Raw genomic sequence first — 16054 nt, forward strand, 5'->3', positions numbered from 1 at the left:
GGTCGAGCCCGCGCGTTGCCGGGCCCGACCAGTCCCTCAGCCAGCCGTCTTCCTGACCGGAGAATGGCCCCGGTCGGTTCCGGCGAGCCAGCGGTGGATCGAGGCGGAGGCTCTTCGGCCTTCTGTCGCTGTGCTCCTGGCGATGTCCGCGGATCGTCCGATGTGGCTGGCGGGGTCGAGCAAGGCAGTCATCTCGGCCCCGGTCAGGTGCTGCGCGATACCTGGTTCCTCGGCGAGCAACGAGCTGAACGTGCTGTGGTCGGTCGCTGATTTCTGCGCGGCTTGGTAGACGATGTCGTGGGCGCGTTGACGACCGATCTTGGTGCCCAGCTCCAGCATGACCGTTTCCGCGTTGATGGCGCCACCGGTCAGGTCGAGGTTGCGGCGCATCCGCTCCGGGTTGACCACGAGTTCCCGGGCGATCAGGTCGAGGCGTTCCAGGGTGTCGCCGGTGAGGATGCAGGCTCGCGCCAACGCGTCGAACATTCCGCTCGGGGTGTGGTCCGCTTCGTGCTCGTTGTGCAGCGATTCCAGCATCAGCGGCACGAGCGCCCGGATCTCCGCAGTGATGCCGAGGATGTCCTGGCAGAGCTGGGGATTGCGTTTCTGCGGCATGGTCGAGCTGCCCACCGTTCCCGCCGGGACCGGTTCTTCGACCTCGCCGTACTCGGTCTTCATGAGGGTGTAGACCTCGCGGGCGATCCGTCCGGCCGTGCCGGCCAACAGGCCCAGGGTGCAACCGAATTCGGCGAAGTGGTCGGTGATGCTGCGGGCCGGCACCCGCATCGGGCGCAGACCGAGCCGGTCGGCCACTGCTTCCTGAACTCGGTCGCCGTGCTTGCCGAACGACGCGAACGTCCCCACCGCGCCACCGATGATCGCCACGGACAGCCGCGGCGCGAGTTCCTGCAACCGCGTGCCGTGGCGTTCCAGTTCGTCCAGCCACGATGCCGTCTTGAAGCCGAAGGTGATCGGGACCGCGTGCTGCCCGTGGGTCCGGCCCGCCATGACGACCTCCGCCGACTGCTCGGTGAGTTCGGCCAAGGACACCATCACGCGGCCGAGCTGGGCGAGGATCGTGCGGTGTGCCTCGCGGAGGACGAGGACGTCTCCGGTCTGGGTGATGTTCTGCGTGGTCGCGCCCCAGTGCACCCAGCCGCCGTGCGGCTCGCCGACCGCGCGGGTGAGCTCGGTGATCAACGGCATCAACGGGTGGCTCGTACGGGCGATGCCCTCTCGCACGCGCGCGAGGTCCAGCCGCTCGGTGCGGCACGCGGCGGAAATCGCGTCTCCCGCCTCGGTCGGAAGCATCCCGAGATCGGCCTCGGAGAGGGCGAGAGCCGCCTCGACGTCGAGCCAGCTCTGCCACCGGTGCTCGGTGGCGAAAAGCTGGGCGATGCCGGCGTCTGGCACCCGACCGGCGGTGAAGCGTTCAGTCATGGGGTGGAGGGTTTCCCTTCGAAGGACTGGTGGCGTCAGGAGACCGGAGCCGCGGCGAGCGCCGACTTGCTCTTCCGGCCCGACTGAAGCCGGTTCGACACGATCAGCACCACGAGGATGAGGACGACCTGCAAGGTCCCGTACGCGGCGGCGGTGCCGAACTGCGCGGAGTAGATGCGGTTGTAGATCTCGACGGACATCGGGGCGAGCCCGGCCGGGTAGATCACCACGGAGGCGACGTACTCGCCGACCCCGTCCACGAATGCCAGCAAAGCCCCGGCGAGCACCCCTCGTGCGACCAGCGGGAGCGTCACCGTGCGCAGTACCCGGAGCGGGCCGGCGCCGAGGTTGCGGGCGGCTTCCTCCAGCTCGGGCGACATTTGGTCCAGCGAGGCGCCCGCCGAGCGGAAGACCAGCGGGACGTAGCGCACGAAGTAGGCCACCGGCAGGATCCACAGCGTGCCCACCAGGGTCAGTCCCAGGTTCGACGCCTGCGGCTCGTTGAACGCGGTGATCATGTTGACGCCGATGACCGTTCCCGGCAGCGCCCACGGGAGCATGATCATGATGTCCAGCAGGGTCTTCCCCGCGCCGCGCCAACGCGCGACCACCCAGGCGGCGATCGAACCGATCAGCGCTGCCCCGATCGTGGCCAGCAGGCTCATCTGGACGCTCACCGAGATCGGCAGCAGGCTCGTCGGCTCGGTGAAGATCGTGAGGTAGTTGTCCAGCGTGTACTCCTCCGGCACGATCTGCGTGGTCCAGGCCGTGTCGACCGACAGCGAGACGAGCACGATCACCAACACCGGTGCCAGCAGCACGACGCTGAGGACCGCGCTAGCGACGAGAGCGGCGACGCGCCCCGCTCCCCGAGCCGATGTTCGGTCCACCTGGGCGCCTTTGGACAGGCTGCGGTGCGTGCGCCGTCCCTGGTACCAGCGCATCGCGACGAGGAACGCGATCGAAACGACCGAGAGCGCGGTCGCCTGCGCGGCGGCGAGTTCCGCGTTGCCCGACGTGCGCGTCGAGACGATCTGCATCGTCAAGGTCTGCACGTTGTACAGCTGCGGCGCGGTGAAGGACGCCATCGAGATCATGAAGGTCAGCAGCGAGCCCGACACCAGAGCAGGGGTCAGCATCGGCAGGACCACGGTCCGCCACACCCGGAACCGGCCGGCCCCGAGGTTCGCCGCCGCCGACTCCAGCGACGGGTCCAACCCGGCCAGAGCTGCCGACACCGACAGGTAGAAGAACGGGAACATCGTCAGCGTGTGCACCAGCAGCACGCCGGACACGCCGGTGATCGCCGACGTCGCCGGGTCGATGCCGAACCAGGCGCTCAACGCCCGCGGCACGATGCCGGTCTCGCTGTAGAGCAGCGCGAAGGAAACCGCACCGATCAGCGGCGGCAATGCCATGGGCAGCACGGCGAGGACCTCGAGGACGCGCCGACCGGGGAAGTCGAAGCGCACCAGCAGCACGGCCAGGACCGTGCCCACCGTCCCGCACGTGAGCACCGAAGCCAACGAGATGCCCACCGAGGTCAGCAGCGCCGCGCCCGAGGCCCCGGAGAAGAAGGTTCCGTAGTTCGCCGCGAACCCGGGTCCGCCGGTGCTGGTGAACACGGTCTGCAGCATCGGGATGACGACGAACAGCAGGAGGATGAACACGACCGGCGCGGCCAGGACGTAGATGAACCTGTCAGCGTCCCGGCGCGGCAGCCGCATCCGGCGCTGCTTCGGTGGCTCAGCGGTGCGAGCAGGCTGTTCCAGGAGCGTGGAGTTCGTCATCGGGTCACCAACCAAGCGCGGTGCGGATCCGCGGTCAGGCCGACCTTCTCTCCGGTCTGGACATGTGCTCGCAAGTCCTCCTGGGCGGAGGTCACGGTGATGGTCGTGCCCTCGACCTCGACGGTGAACGACGTGGACGCTCCGTTGAACTCCTCACCGGTCACGGTCCCGGCCAGTTCGCCGTCCGAGGGCTCGCAGAAGCGCAGCGACTCCGGGCGCAACGACACGGCGAGGTCCCCCTCGAGATCCGAGGCGCCTTGTCCGTTGCGCACGTCCAGCTCCCGGCCGCCGGGCAACCGGACCGTCACGTCCCCGCCGCTGCGGCCGGCGACCTCGACCGGCAGCACGTTGCTGCCACCGATGAAGCGCGCGACGAACGACGTGCTGGGGCGCTGGTAGATCTCGCGCGGCGTGCCGACCTGGTGCACGGATCCGCGGTCCAACACCGCGATCCGGTCGCTCATCGCCATCGCCTCGGCCTGGTCGTGCGTGACGTACACCGCTGTGATCCCCGCGCTGCGCTGGACTTCCCGGATCTGCGCCCGCGTCTCCTCGCGCAGCTTGGCGTCCAAGTTGGACAGAGGCTCGTCGAGCAGCAACACCGAGGGCGAGATCACCACAGCGCGCGCCAGCGCGACACGCTGCTGCTGCCCGCCGGAGAGCTGATCGACCCGGCGGTCACCGTAACCGGCGAGGCCGACCTGCTTCAGCGCCCGCTCGACCTGCTCGCTTCGTTCTGCCTTGCCGATCTTGCGCACCACGAGCCCGTAGGCCACGTTCTGCGCGACCGTCAGGTGCGGGAACAGCGCGTAGTTCTGGAACACCATGCCGGTGTCGCGCTTGTGCGGCGGTGTTCGCGTCACGTCGCGATCACCGAAGTGGATCCGCCCGGTCGTCGGTTCGACGAACCCGGCGATCATGCGCAGCAACGTCGACTTGCCGCACCCGGAGGGGCCCAACAGCGTGAAGAACTCGCCGCTGCCCAGGGTCAGGTCGACGCTGACCGCTGGTGTGTTGTTCGCATACGTCTTGCTGACCTGGTCCAGTCGGACGGGGATCATGCGCGGACTCCATCGTCGCGGTTGTCGGGGGAAGCTCTCGGCGTCTCAGCCGCGGCCCTTGATCTGCTCGCTCCAGCGGGTGATCCACTCGCGCTCGTGGCGGTTGACCTCCGGCCAGTCCACCGCCATCTCCTTCAGCCCGGTGGAGGCCAGCCACGCCGGCTGTTCGCGCAGCGGGACCGTGGGGATCTGGAAGGACTTCTCAGCGAGCTGACGCTGCGTGGACTCCTGGAGCAGGAAGTTGATGAAGGCATCGGCGGCCGCCGCGTGCGGTGCGCCTTTGAGCTTCCCGACCCCGTCCAGCAGCATCGGCGCGCCCGATGCCGGCACGACCGGAACGAACGGCGCGCCCTTGCTCCGCTGCACGAGCACGTCCTGCAAGTTCCAGGCGCTCACCGACGCCTCCCGGCGCTGCACCCGCAGGTAGAGGTCGGAGGGGTTGGGCACGTATTCCTTGGTGTTGGCGTCCAACGCCCGCAGCCACGCGAAACCTGCCTCCGGGCTACCGCCGGCGGCCGCCTTCTGCGCGACCAGGGCGGAGAAGATGCTGCGCATGGTCCCCGAGGCGGCGACGTCCCGGATCAGGATCTGGTCGCGGAACCGCGGGGAGACCAGGTCGTCCCAATCCTTCGGCGCCTGCTCCGGCGAGAGCATCTCGCTGTTGTAGAACAGCACCTGGGCCATGCGCATCTCGCCCAGCCACAGGTCGTTCGCACCGTGGTACTCAGCGGGAACCCGCTGCGCAGCCTCGGCCGGTGCCTGTGCCAGCAGCCCGTCGGCCACTCCCTGCTCGAACTGCTGGGAAGTCCCGCCCCACCAGACGTCCGCACGCGGCTGGCCGGCTTCGGCCCGGACCCGCTCCACGACCTCCTGGGCTCCGATGGTCAGCATCTGCACTTTCCCGCGGTACTGCGGATTCGCCTGCTCGAACTGCTCGACGACGCCGCGAGCGATCACCTGCGGGCGGGAGGTGTAGATGATCAAAGTGTCCTGAGTCGACGCGGGGCTCAGCCCGCACCCGCTCACCAGCAGCACGAACGCCAGGGGGATCAGCAGGATCCGCAACGCCCGACAAGGCATACCACTGCTCCTTCGCAGAAGATTGGTAGATCGATCTAGCAACCGCTTCACGTGTGGTAGATCGATCTATCGCATGAGGTTGCGGGCAAGTAGACACGGGTGGCCGCGCCCATGTCAACCTTCGCTACCGCACCCGCAAGAACGGCGGATCACCAGTTCGGGCTCCGCTAGCTCAACATCAGGTGCCGCCTTCGGCCCCGCCATCCGGGAGAGGAGCATTTCGGCCGCACGTTCCCCGAGCCGACCGGGGTGGACCGCGACGCTCGTCAGCGGCGGCTCCCACAGCGCCGCATCAGCGATGCCGTCGTAGCCGATCACCCGCACGTCGGTGCGACCCTTGTCGTGCATCGCCCGGAACAATCCCAACGCCACGCTGTCGCTGTGGCAGAGGACGGCGTCGGGCAGCTCGCCGCGGTCGAGCAGGTCACGACCGAGCTCCAGGCCGCCCGCTCCGCTGACCCGCCCAGGCAGGTCGATGACGTCGTCGGGGTCCAGCCCGGCCTCCTCCACCGCCTGCCGAAGCCCGGTCAACCGGTCCCGGCGGGACAGCATCTGCGGAAATCCGCCGACGTAAGCGAACTTTCGGGCGCCGTGCCGCACCAGGTGCTCCCCCGCAAGCCGTCCACCGAGCACGTCGTCGGCGCCAACGTAGGTGAGCCGGGCGTCGCCGAGGTACCGCGTCAGCAGCACGTGGCCGATCCCCCAAGCGGTCAATCGATCCACCAGCGCCTGGTCCGACCCCGTGGCGGGGACCAGAGCCAGCCCGGCGACCTGGTGCTCGTGGAATCCGGTGAGCACCGCGTCCTGCTGTTCCACGTCGTCGCTGGTGCTGGCCAGCAGCGGGACGTACCCCGCCCGCAGGAGACCGGCCTCCAACCCCTTGAACAACTCGGAGAAGAACGGGTTGCCGATGTTGGTGATCACGACTCCGACGAACTGCCCGCGCTGGGTTCGCAGGGAAGCAGCGACCCGGTCGTAGACGTACCCCAGGTCGGACATCGCCTTCTCAACGCGCTCACGTGTCGCATCGGAAACCCGCCCGGTCCCCCGCAACACCAGCGAAGCCGTCGCACGCGACACACCCGCCTTCTCGGCCACATCACGCAAAGTCACCCGTGCCACCAGACCAACCTACCCCGCCACGGGCTACCCCGGCCTTCGGCAACAGATGATCGTGCCAAGCTCGGGCCGCGACAGGTGCTATCACAGCAGCAACCGAGGATCGTCGAAGCGAATCTCGATGGCTTCGACCACCGATCGGTCAGCAATTTTCGCCAGCGAATTGGCTACTGCGGACAATTTCTACAAATTCCGGGGGAGAGAATCTCCGGACACGCCAGCAGAGCCTCGTTTATTCGAATTGTGCTTGTTATCGCATAAGAACCGGTTTCGGTCATCCGCTCGCTGGACCCGGTGTTGCCATTTTCGCTTGCGGCTAGATGCGTGCAGCGTTCACGCGTTGTTCAGGTCCCTGCGCGTCAATTCCTTCTCGTGAGTGACGATTCCATCGCGAATGAAGATCAGTTCGGTCTTTCGAGGCGCAGGTTCCTCGGGGTGGCCGCCGGTACCGCCGCGGCAGGTGCGTTGGCGGGACCTGTTCTGTGGCAGCAGCCGGCCAGGGCCGGTGCGGCCGTTCCGGAACAGCTGCACTTGCAGTTCGGTTCGGATGCCGCGACCCAGATGACGGTGTCGTGGGCCACCTCGACCGCGGTGGCCAATCCGATGCTCAGGCTGGGGACGCCGGCCGGGGGCTACGGTTCCACCGTGCCGGCGATCACCCGCACGTACCTCGACCACGCCACCGGCATCGAGGTCTTCACCCACCACGTCCCGCTGGACAAGCTCCACCCCGCAACCGAATACGTCTACGAGGTCCTGCACGACGGTGCCGATCCGGTCACCGGGACCTTCGAGACCGGGCCTCGGGGGCGTGCTCCCTTCCGGTTCACCAGCTTCGGCGACCAGGGAACCGGCGACACGACCTACACCGTCTCCGGACCGTTCGGTGCCTACGTCGTCGACCAGGTGGAGGCCAAGAAGCCGCTCCTGCACCTGCTCAACGGCGACCTCGCCTACGGCAACCTCCAGCACAACCCCGCGGCGGCGTGGAACGCCTTCTTCAACAACAACATGCGCTCCGCCCGCAACCGCCCGTGGATGCCGGCGGCCGGCAACCACGAGAACGAACTCGGCAACGGACCGCAGGGCTTCGCCTCCTACCTCACCAGGTTCTGGTTGCCGGACAACGGGATTCCCGAGTTCTCCGGGAACTGGTACGCCTTCACCGCCGGTTCGGTGCGCTTCGTCGTGCTGCAGAACGACGACGTCTGCTTCCAGGACGCCGGGAACTTCTACATCCGCGGGTACAGCGCCGGAGCGCAGCAGCGGTGGCTGGAAGCGACCCTGGCCCAGGCACGCGCCGACCGCGGCATCGACTGGATCGTGGTGTGCATGCACCAGCTGCTGCTTTCGTCGTCGACCGGGAACGGCAGCGACCTCGGTATCCGCGAGGAGTTCGGGCCGCTGTTCGACCGCTACGGCGTGGACCTCGTGCTCGCGGGGCACGACCACGACTACGAACGCACCCACCCCGTCCGGGGCGTGGACGCGGATAGTCCCACGCTGCGCCCCAGCGTGGTGGCCACCGGCACCGACGTCGTGGACACCAGCAAGGGCACCGTGCACATGGTGCTCGGCGGCGGCGGAACGGACATCCCCACCAACACCTACGGCGGCGGCGTGGACGGTGCGCCACCTGTCGCGAAGGTGATCACCGGGCGCACGGCGACGTCGGTCCAGCCCGAGGTCGCGACCTGGTCCGCGGTGCGGGATCCGAGCTGGCCGTTCGGCTTCGCCCTGATCGACGTCGACCCCGGTTCCGAACCCGGCGGTACGACCGCCCTGCACGTCACCTACTTCCACACCTCGCCCGGCTCCGGCTCGCAGCCGCAGCCCTTCGAGTCGTTCACCCTGACCCGGCCGCGCAACGACGGCTGAGCCGATTCCCGGAGATGCCCGCCGTGATCCACAAACATCCCTTGCTGCTGTCGTTGTTCGGCTGCCTCGCCGTAGTCGGGGCCGTGCTCGCCGGCACGAACTTCACCACCCCGACCCCGGCCAGCGGGTCCGGAAAACCCCAGGTGAACCACGTGTTCGTGATCAACCTGGAGAACAAGGGCTTCGACGAAACGTGGGGCCCGGCCTCGAAAGCGCCCTACCTGAGCCAGACGCTGCGCGCGCAGGGCGTCCTGCTCTCGCAGTACCACGCGACGGGGCACTTCAGCCTCGACAACTACATCTCGCAGATCTCCGGGCAGGGGCCGAACTCCGACACCCAGTCCGACTGCCAGGTCTTCACGCCGTTCGTCCAGACCGGGACCGCCGAACCCGGGCAGGCCGTGGGACGCGGGTGCCTGTACCCGGAGTCCGTGCCGACCCTGCCGGGTCAGCTCACGGCGGCGGGGAAGACGTGGAAGGGCTACATGGAGGACATGGGTACCCCGTGTCGCCACCCCGAGCTCAACGCACCCGACGACACGCAGCGCGCCGAGGTCGGCGACCAGTACGCGGCGCGGCACAACCCGTTCGTCTACTTCGCATCGATCATCAACTCGCCGGCGTGCGGAGAGCGGGTGGTCGACCTGAACGCGCTGCCCGCGGACCTGGCTCGGGCGGACACGACACCGAACCTCACCTACATCACACCGAACCTCTGCGATGACGGGCACGATGCACCGTGCGTGGACGGCCAGCCGGGCGGCCTGGTCTCGGCCGACGCGTGGCTGCGGAAGTGGGTTCCGGTCATCACCGAATCCCCGGCCTTCAAGCAGGACGGCATGCTGATCATCACCTTCGACGAGTCCGAAGGCGGGGACGCCGCGGCGTGCTGCGGCGAGGGCCCGGGACCGAACGCCCCGCTGCCCGGCCTGACGGGGATGGGCGGCGGCCGGACGGGCACGCTGGTGCTGTCGCCGCACACCCGTCCGAACACCTCGACCGACACGCCTTACAACCACTACTCCCTGCTGGCCAGCATCGAGGACGTGTTCGGCCTGCCCCACATCGGGTACGCCGCCACCCCGGGGCTGTCCCGCTTCGGCAACGACGTTCTCAACGGGTGAGGCCGGGACCGGATCTCGACGATCAGCCCGTCGTCGGAGCGATCTGGTTCACCGGCTCGTAAAGACCGGGGGCGGTGTCCGGCGCGGGTTTCCTCGCGGTCTCCTTCGCCAGCCCCACCCCGATGGGAGAGCAGAATCCCCGTGTCGCCGGGCGCCGCTTGCGAGAGCAGCACCCGGCGCCGCGTTGGAGCTCGTCAGGTCCACTGCCAGTAGTCGCGTTCGGGCAGCCGCAGCCAGCGGTCGGGCTTGCCGTTGATCGCGCGGCTGTCGGTCAGCCGCAGACCTGCATAGGCGCAGCAGTAGGCGACGGCGTTGCGCTGGTAGAGGTAGGCGGCGAGGACTTGTTCGGCGGGATCATCGGGGTAGGGGTCACCACCTGGGGACAGATCCCACCCCTCGATGACACCATCGCGGGCGATGCTCCCCTGCCCGCCGCTCTTGGGGTTGGCATAAAAGCCGTAGCAGATGGTGCCCGCGGACAGTCGGCGTGTCACACCTGGCATTTGCGGCGCGTAACCCCACAGCTGGCTGATGACGCAGCCACCGGGCACATCGGTGGCCCCGATGAGGGCGATGTCCTGCTCGAAGTCGAACGGGTCGGGTTCGAAGCCCTCGACGGGCACGGCCTCCAGCCGCCGCGCCGCTTCGGCGGAGCTGATTCCTGCGACGCAAGCCAGGCCGAGTCCCTCGGTGACCTCCAGGTTGCCGAGGGCCGCGGTCAATCGCCGCGCTTCCGCCACTGCGGCGACTTCTTCTCGGGACAGCTCGAGTTCCCCGGGTTCGAGGTCGAACAGGTCGGGATTCGGCCCGGCCAGGCTGAGGCGGGCGGGTGACCAGCCCGCGATCGTCGGCCGCCTCGGATCGGCGCCGGCGGCGACCAAGGCGCGGGCGTTGTCCGGGCGGTTGGCGTAGACGGCGCGCCAGAGCGCCGTGCGGCCCTCGCATTCCGCGTCGAGGTCATCGACGCGACGCGCCAACTCCGCGACCACTTCCGGCGAACCGCGCTCTGCCGCTTCGTGCAAGGGCCGACTTGTCTGCACCGGGGCGTTCGGATCGGCGCCCGCGTCGAGCCGCGCCCGGATTTGGCCGTAATCCGTCCAAGCCCAGAAGCTCAGCCCAGCCCATCCGGATCTATCGGCAGTAACCATGCTCCCCCTTCGAGACGTGCGGGACACGTGGGTGATCTTGTCCCAACCCACCGACATCGACTCCGGACATCGACAACAGCCAACGCGCTCTTGCCTTCGGCTGTTGATGTCGGCCAAGCTGGAACGAGATGTTCGAAGCCCCCGCTCCGCGCCGCACGCTCGAAAAGCGAACCGCACGTCCTGCCTGCGACTCACCCGAGTACGTGCACAACTCAGCTGCTCCGGATTTCGCCGAACTGGTCAAAATGGATCAATGCCGCAATCTCGCACAACTCGGCGGTTTCATCCAGCCCGTTGTCCGAACAAGCCATATTCGCACCGTTCGAAGAAGGTCGGTTCCCAGCTCACATCGGGGACCGAATAGAGTTCAGCTCCGTCCGAGCGCTGGCACCACGCCGAATGACCGGAATCGGCGGTTCGGCTTGGCGGAAGCGTTTTGGCAGAGCCGCTGATCATGAGGGGAGAATGGATGTCTCGCAGGAAGACGATCGCGTTATCGGTGATCGCGACGCTGTCGGGTGGCCTGTTCGCCGGGCTGGTCCCGACCGCGGAAGCCGCACCCGCGGATTCATCCGCCCTGGTTGCGGGGACGCCGTGCACGGTCACGGCGAAGGCATGCGTGAGCCTGTCCCGAAACCGCGCCTGGCTGATCCGGGATGGGCAGGTCTACTACGGCGAGGCCTCTGCGCTGGGGGGTCGCCCCGACTCCCCCACCCCGACCGGAACGTTCCAGGTCCAGTACAAGGACAAGGACCACGTCAGCCGGGAGTACAACAACGCGCCGATGCCGTACTCCGTGTTCTTCACCAACACCGGCGTGGCGTTCCACCAGGGCAGCCTGACCAACCGCTCGGCGGGATGCGTGCACCTGTCGGAGAAGTCCGCGCGGACCTTCTTCGACAAGCTCAACGTCGGTGACGAGGTCCAGGTCGTGCAGTGACCCGACCGGATCGCCCGCGGCACTGAACCCGAAACGCCCTGCGAGAGCAGGGCGTTTCGCTTTGCCCTTAGTGGCCGGGTCACAAACTTGGGGTGCGTTCACGGACTCCCCGGCGACGATCCGGCCGATGGGCGACCGGACAGCAACCGCACGGCGATCAAGAGCTCCTGTACGTCGGCGAGCCGCCGCAGGTCGCACCCGGTGCGCTCAGCGATGCGATCCAACCGGTAATAGGCGGTGTTGGCATGCACGTGCAGGCGTTCCGCCGCGACCTTCGCGTTGAGATCGCTGGCGATGTACTCCAGTAGCGTGCTGATCAGTGCGCCGCCTCGGGCCCGGTCTTCCTCCACGAACCGCCGCAGCGCGGGCCGGATGAGCCGACGGGCGGTCTCATCATCACGCAGCACCAGGTAGTCGAAGGTGGACAGCAGCGGAAGCGCCAGCACTCCGGGCTCACCCCGGAGCCCGTTCCTGGCCGCGCATGCTTCGGCATAGGCTTCCGGCACTTCGGTCAGGCCCTCGTGGACGGTGCTGATACCCACTGCCAACGGCATTCCCCGACGGCTCAGCCGCGCAATCGCTTGCTCCAAGACGTCCACTACACCGCTGATTCCGTTGGAGCGCACCGGGGAGATCGTGACGACCTCGTCCTGGCGTACGACCGTGAGCCCTTGATAGCCGGCGCCGACCGCCTCACGCACCGCGGATACCGCTTCGCGCAGGGTCCAATCACCGGCCAGCGGCCCGACCGGTGCGGCGGACGCAACGCTCACCCTGGTCTCGGGCTCGAGGCCAACCGACCGAAGCATGGCCTGTTTAGGGCCGGGCGACAGGTCGCGGCGCGCGAGCAGGTCCTCGAGGAGGTCTCGACGGACTCGGTCGGTTTCCGCGACCTGATGCTGCTGGGCGTGCAGGAAAGCCTCCGCCGCCACCGTGCTGCCCACTTCGATCACCTGCATCACGTGAGTGGCGAGCGTGAGTGCCGCTTCACGCGCCTCAGGGTCGTCCTCCGCGGCTTCCAGCAGACCTTCCCAAAGGGTGACCTGCCCGATCCGGTAAGCCTGGAGGAAGTCGGACAAGGTGACGCCTTGGCGCACGCGATTCGCCGCGTACTTCCAGGTGACCGGAAAGTCGGAACGTTGCGGCGACCTGGCCTCCGACAGCGAGGTGAGCGCAGCCCTGAACACCGCGTCCACATGCGCGGTCAGCTCGGCGCGCAGCCCTTCGTCCGGGCTCGCGGCGTATGCGGGCACCTGCGCCCAGGTCTTCTCCACCGAGCGCGCCACGATCACATCGAACAACGCCTCGACGCCATCGATGATTCGACGAACAGCGGGAGCGACCTCGTCCGCTGCCCCATCGCGTCGCGCGTTCACCGCACCTCCCCAACCCGAAGTCGCCGCCCGGTGGTCAACCTCGCCCCCAGCGTAATCGACATTTGTTGTCCAACCACAAGACGAACTGCCAGGTGTTGTGAGCCGGTCATCGTGCCCCGAGGGCGAGTCACCGGGATAGTCCAGTACTACGAAGGCCAGTGGAAAGCGGCTCCCACGGCTGCAAGATCGTCCTGCGGGCACCGAGCTGATGTTCGCTAGGCCGCACGTTCGACCAGGTTCAACGATGAAAGCAGGTTCACGAGATGTCGTCCGATACTGCCGATCTGAGCAAGAATCCAACGCCGGACGAAGCTGAGGACAACGCGTTCTTCCCGTCCCCGTATTCGCTGAGCCAGTACACGTCATCGAAGACCAACTTCGCCGGTGTGCAGCACAAGGGTGAATACACCGGGGGCAAGTGGAAGATCCTCATGATCGCCGCGGATGAGCGCTACCTCCTGCTGGAGGACGGCAAGTTCTTCTCGACGGGCAACCATCCGGTCGAGATGCTGCTTCCCCTGCACCACCTCATCGAGGCCGGTTTCGAGGTCGATGTCGCGACCATCGGTGGCAACCCGGCCAAACTCGAATTGTGGGCCATGCCGCACGAGGACGAAGCCGTACAGGCCACTTATGAGTCGCTCAAGCCGAAGCTGAAGCAGCCCAAGAAACTCACCGAGGTCGTCGCCGACGAACTCGGAGCGGATTCCGACTACCTCGCCGTGTTCATCCCTGGTGGGCATGCAGCCGTCATCGGGTTGCCGGAGAGCGAGGCAGTGCAGGACACGCTGGACTGGGCTCTGGCGAACGACAAATTCATCATCACGCTGTGCCACGGCCCGGCCGCGCTGCTAGCCGCATCCCTGGGCAAGCAGGAGTCGCCGTTCAAGGGCTACTCCGTCTGCGTGTTCCCGGATGCTCTCGACGAAGGCCCGAACCTTGACATCGGCTACCTGCCAGGGCGGCTGCGGTGGCTCGTCGCCGATCGGTTGACCAAGCAGGGCCTGACGGTCCTCAACGATGACATGACCGGCAAGACCCACCAAGACCGCAAGCTCCTCACCGGCGACAGCCCGCTCGCCTCGAACGATCTCGGCCTGCTCGCCGCCGGAGCTCTCATCGAGGCAGTCCAGGAAACCGCATAGAGCACCCGGGGCAGTCGGAGGTTTCTCCGACGTGCTCGCCCGGGAAGCGGTCGGCTTCCACTGACTTGCCACCTGCAGCCCTAAGTGGACACTTAGCCGGAGCGTAAGCATGTCGGCCAGAACTTTGCCTGCCTCAACAGTTTTCGCGAAGATGGCGTGAATCGGCGTCCCTCCGCTTGCCCGAGGATCGACCGATGGGGCTCGAACGGAACATCACAAAGAACAACCCTCGCCGCAGGAACCTGTCCCGGCACGCCCATCCCGCACATCGACGCCGGTGACCACCGTCGGGCCGGGTTTTCGCGGACCGCGGGGCGCCGCTGATGGTCAGGGCGTCCCGTCGGCGCCGGCGGAGCGCTGGGCGGTGGCCAGGTCGCGTTCGAGTTCGACGATGCGGCAGGCGGCGACCAGGACGGTGAGGCCTGAGTCGAGGAGTTCGCGGACCCGGGCGGCGAGGGCTAGCTCGGTGCGGCTGTAGCGGCGGTGCCCACCGGCGGAACGGTCGGGGGTGAGCAGCCCGGCGGCGTCGAGGCTGCGGAGGAACTCAGGGGTGACGCCGAGCATCTCGGCGGCGCGGCCCATGGTGTAGGCGGGGTAGTCGACGTCGTCGAATGCGCTGGCCACCTGGTCGTCGGGCGATTGAGCAGTCATCGGCACCTCGTGAGGTCGGAATGCACGCCGGGCCCGGCTGCAGGCCGGGCCCGGGAGCGAGGGGTCATTGGGTGGCGCCTTCGATGACCTTGCGGCCGCCGCCGTGACCGATTTCGATGCGCCGCGGCTTGGCCCGCTCGGCCACCGGCAACCTCACGGTGAGCACCCCGTCGGTGTAGTCGGCACTGATCTTGTCCACGTCCAGGCCGCTACCGAGGGAGAGCTGGCGGGAGAAGGTGCCGCGGGGGCGTTCGGCGGTCAGGTAGCTGACCTCGGCATCGCCCTCCCCGGCCGGGCGCTCGCGGCGCTGGGCGCGCACGGTCAGGGTGTTGTGCTCCGCGCTGACTTCCAGCGACTCGGGGTCGATGCCGGGCAGGTCGAACTCGACCACGTAGTCATCGCCGGCCCGGTAGGCGTCCATGGCCATGGTCTGGGGTGCGCGGGCGCTGCCGAACACCTCGGCGGTCAGCCGGTTGAGATCACGGAAGAACGGATCGAACGCCAGCGTCATCACTGACCACGTCCTTTCACACGTTCATCGTCACCGCACACGATTTCGGCCGCGGGAGCGCCGGGGAAAGGCCCCGCACCCGTCGGGACGCTCGCTCCCCGAGCGCTCCGCGAGCAGACATGACCGACAGCCGCTCACCTCCCTCATTTCCGCTGGTAGGCCTCTTGCCAAAAGCCTTGCATCACTTATTCTGAAACCACCACACCAGATATGCAAGGACATCCACTCCCAGTTATATGGAGCCGCTTCGCCTGTTTTCCGGCAGTGGGAGGTGGTGCAGACGATGGCAATGTGGCATGGCAGAAGCCCACTGGACCACGGCAGCAGCCGCCGCGACGGAGGCCGGACGATGATGCGGTGAGCTCGGAGCAGAATCCACGATTGAGCGGAGGAGGCACCTCGTGTCTGAGCAGGAACATCCTCTGGAAGCGCTGCATCAGGCGCGTGACGCAGTGGCGGTGGCTGTGAGCCAGCAGGCCCGAACCCCGCAACCATCCTTGCAGGACCTCTACGCCTTCGGCTCCGCGATCGTGGGCACGCTCGCTCAACTCGGCAACCTCAGCTCCGTGCTGGCCGACCAGGTGGGGCGCTTCGATCAACAGGAGCTGGAACGCGCCAGGATCAGCGATGACCCCGCCGACAAGCTCCGGGTCGCCGGAACCCACCTGGCCCGGCTCAGTGACGAGCTGACCACGGCCGTCGGCGACGCCAACCGGTACTGGACCGCGATGGAAAGCGTAGACCTGCACACCTCCAGCGACCTCCAAGCACGACCCGAACCCGACCTGTAG

General features: G+C 67.5%; 14 protein-coding genes. 5 read left to right on the forward strand and 9 right to left on the reverse strand.

The window, feature by feature from the left end; translation table 11 throughout:
• Nucleotides 1-36 precede the first annotated feature (36 nt).
• From ABTZ89_RS09665 to ABTZ89_RS09685, 5 genes are all read right to left on the reverse strand, one after another.
• Nucleotides 37-1440, reverse strand: coding sequence for a class-II fumarase/aspartase family protein (locus ABTZ89_RS09665; RefSeq protein WP_351042316.1), 1404 nt, complete (start codon nucleotides 1438-1440; stop codon nucleotides 37-39).
• Between the two features lie 35 nt (nucleotides 1441-1475).
• Entirely contained in the window at nucleotides 1476-3230 is a 1755-nt protein-coding gene (locus ABTZ89_RS09670) for an ABC transporter permease (protein WP_270948285.1), read from the reverse strand.
• The gene (locus ABTZ89_RS09675) at nucleotides 3227-4291 is read right to left on the reverse strand and encodes an ABC transporter ATP-binding protein (protein WP_351042320.1); all 1065 of its coding nucleotides are present in this window, start codon (nucleotides 4289-4291) and stop codon (nucleotides 3227-3229) included. The genes ABTZ89_RS09670 and ABTZ89_RS09675 overlap by 4 nt, the downstream gene beginning before the upstream one ends.
• 45 nt (nucleotides 4292-4336) lie before the next feature.
• A complete protein-coding gene (locus tag ABTZ89_RS09680; RefSeq protein WP_351042323.1) occupies nucleotides 4337-5371 on the reverse strand; it encodes an extracellular solute-binding protein in 1035 nt (344 codons plus the stop codon).
• A 114-nt stretch (nucleotides 5372-5485) separates the two neighbouring features.
• Nucleotides 5486-6484 (reverse strand): LacI family DNA-binding transcriptional regulator, encoded by a 999-nt coding sequence (locus ABTZ89_RS09685; RefSeq protein ID WP_270948288.1) that lies wholly within the window; start codon nucleotides 6482-6484, stop codon nucleotides 5486-5488.
• Between the two features lie 378 nt (nucleotides 6485-6862).
• On the opposite strand from ABTZ89_RS09685, the gene ABTZ89_RS09690 reads away from it, so the two are divergent.
• Nucleotides 6863-8368, forward strand: coding sequence for a purple acid phosphatase family protein (locus ABTZ89_RS09690; protein ID WP_351042326.1), 1506 nt, complete (start codon nucleotides 6863-6865; stop codon nucleotides 8366-8368).
• Between the two features lie 23 nt (nucleotides 8369-8391).
• The gene (locus ABTZ89_RS09695; protein WP_351042329.1) at nucleotides 8392-9492 is read left to right on the forward strand and encodes an alkaline phosphatase family protein; all 1101 of its coding nucleotides are present in this window, start codon (nucleotides 8392-8394) and stop codon (nucleotides 9490-9492) included.
• A gap of 194 nt (nucleotides 9493-9686) precedes the next feature.
• On the opposite strand, the gene ABTZ89_RS09700 is transcribed toward ABTZ89_RS09695, so the two are convergent.
• Nucleotides 9687-10697 carry an ankyrin repeat domain-containing protein gene (locus ABTZ89_RS09700; protein WP_351042373.1) on the reverse strand — a complete coding sequence of 337 codons (1011 nt, stop codon included), beginning with the start codon at nucleotides 10695-10697 and terminating at the stop codon, nucleotides 9687-9689.
• A gap of 412 nt (nucleotides 10698-11109) precedes the next feature.
• Between ABTZ89_RS09700 and ABTZ89_RS09705 the strand changes: the two genes are divergently transcribed.
• Entirely contained in the window at nucleotides 11110-11580 is a 471-nt protein-coding gene (locus tag ABTZ89_RS09705; RefSeq protein WP_270948292.1) for a L,D-transpeptidase, read from the forward strand.
• Nucleotides 11581-11678: 98 nt separating this feature from the next.
• Here the strand turns inward: ABTZ89_RS09705 and ABTZ89_RS09710 are convergent, their stop codons facing one another.
• A complete protein-coding gene (locus tag ABTZ89_RS09710) occupies nucleotides 11679-12956 on the reverse strand; it encodes a PucR family transcriptional regulator (protein ID WP_351042332.1) in 1278 nt (425 codons plus the stop codon).
• Between the two features lie 263 nt (nucleotides 12957-13219).
• Between ABTZ89_RS09710 and hchA the strand changes: the two genes are divergently transcribed.
• Nucleotides 13220-14101: a glyoxalase III HchA gene (gene hchA / locus ABTZ89_RS09715; RefSeq protein WP_351042335.1), complete on the forward strand. Its 882-nt coding sequence runs from the start codon at nucleotides 13220-13222 to the stop codon at nucleotides 14099-14101.
• A 327-nt stretch (nucleotides 14102-14428) separates the two neighbouring features.
• Here hchA and ABTZ89_RS09720 read toward each other — a convergent pair whose 3' ends face one another.
• Both ABTZ89_RS09720 and ABTZ89_RS09725 read right to left on the reverse strand, forming a co-directional pair.
• Nucleotides 14429-14752, reverse strand: a complete 324-nt coding sequence (locus tag ABTZ89_RS09720; RefSeq protein WP_351042338.1) for a MerR family transcriptional regulator — start codon at nucleotides 14750-14752, stop codon at nucleotides 14429-14431.
• Nucleotides 14753-14816: 64 nt separating this feature from the next.
• Nucleotides 14817-15263, reverse strand: a complete 447-nt coding sequence (locus ABTZ89_RS09725; protein ID WP_270948296.1) for an Hsp20/alpha crystallin family protein — start codon at nucleotides 15261-15263, stop codon at nucleotides 14817-14819.
• 401 nt (nucleotides 15264-15664) lie between these two features.
• Between ABTZ89_RS09725 and ABTZ89_RS09730 the strand changes: the two genes are divergently transcribed.
• On the forward strand, nucleotides 15665-16054 hold the full coding sequence (locus ABTZ89_RS09730) for a hypothetical protein (RefSeq protein ID WP_351042342.1): 390 nt from the start codon (nucleotides 15665-15667) through the stop codon (nucleotides 16052-16054).

It is taken from the genome of Saccharopolyspora sp. NPDC002686, from assembly GCF_040295745.1.
In the GTDB taxonomy this organism is placed as follows: Bacteria; Actinomycetota; Actinomycetes; order Mycobacteriales; family Pseudonocardiaceae; genus Saccharopolyspora; species Saccharopolyspora oryzae.

Bases quoted from the DNA above. Each gene is read 5' to 3' on its own strand.
- ABTZ89_RS09665 (WP_351042316.1), bottom strand. From the start codon at position 1,440: ATGACTGAACGCTTCACCGCCGGTCGGGTGCCAGACGCCGGCATCGCC.
- ABTZ89_RS09670 (WP_270948285.1), bottom strand. From the start codon at position 3,230: ATGACGAACTCCACGCTCCTGGAACAGCCTGCTCGCACCGCTGAGCCA.
- ABTZ89_RS09675 (WP_351042320.1), bottom strand. From the start codon at position 4,291: ATGATCCCCGTCCGACTGGACCAGGTCAGCAAGACGTATGCGAACAAC.
- ABTZ89_RS09680 (WP_351042323.1), bottom strand. From the start codon at position 5,371: ATGCCTTGTCGGGCGTTGCGGATCCTGCTGATCCCCCTGGCGTTCGTG.
- ABTZ89_RS09700 (WP_351042373.1), bottom strand. From the start codon at position 10,697: ATGTCGGTGGGTTGGGACAAGATCACCCACGTGTCCCGCACGTCTCGA.
- ABTZ89_RS09705 (WP_270948292.1), top strand. From the start codon at position 11,110: ATGTCTCGCAGGAAGACGATCGCGTTATCGGTGATCGCGACGCTGTCG.
- hchA (WP_351042335.1), top strand. From the start codon at position 13,220: ATGTCGTCCGATACTGCCGATCTGAGCAAGAATCCAACGCCGGACGAA.
- ABTZ89_RS09720 (WP_351042338.1), bottom strand. From the start codon at position 14,752: ATGACTGCTCAATCGCCCGACGACCAGGTGGCCAGCGCATTCGACGAC.
- ABTZ89_RS09725 (WP_270948296.1), bottom strand. From the start codon at position 15,263: ATGACGCTGGCGTTCGATCCGTTCTTCCGTGATCTCAACCGGCTGACC.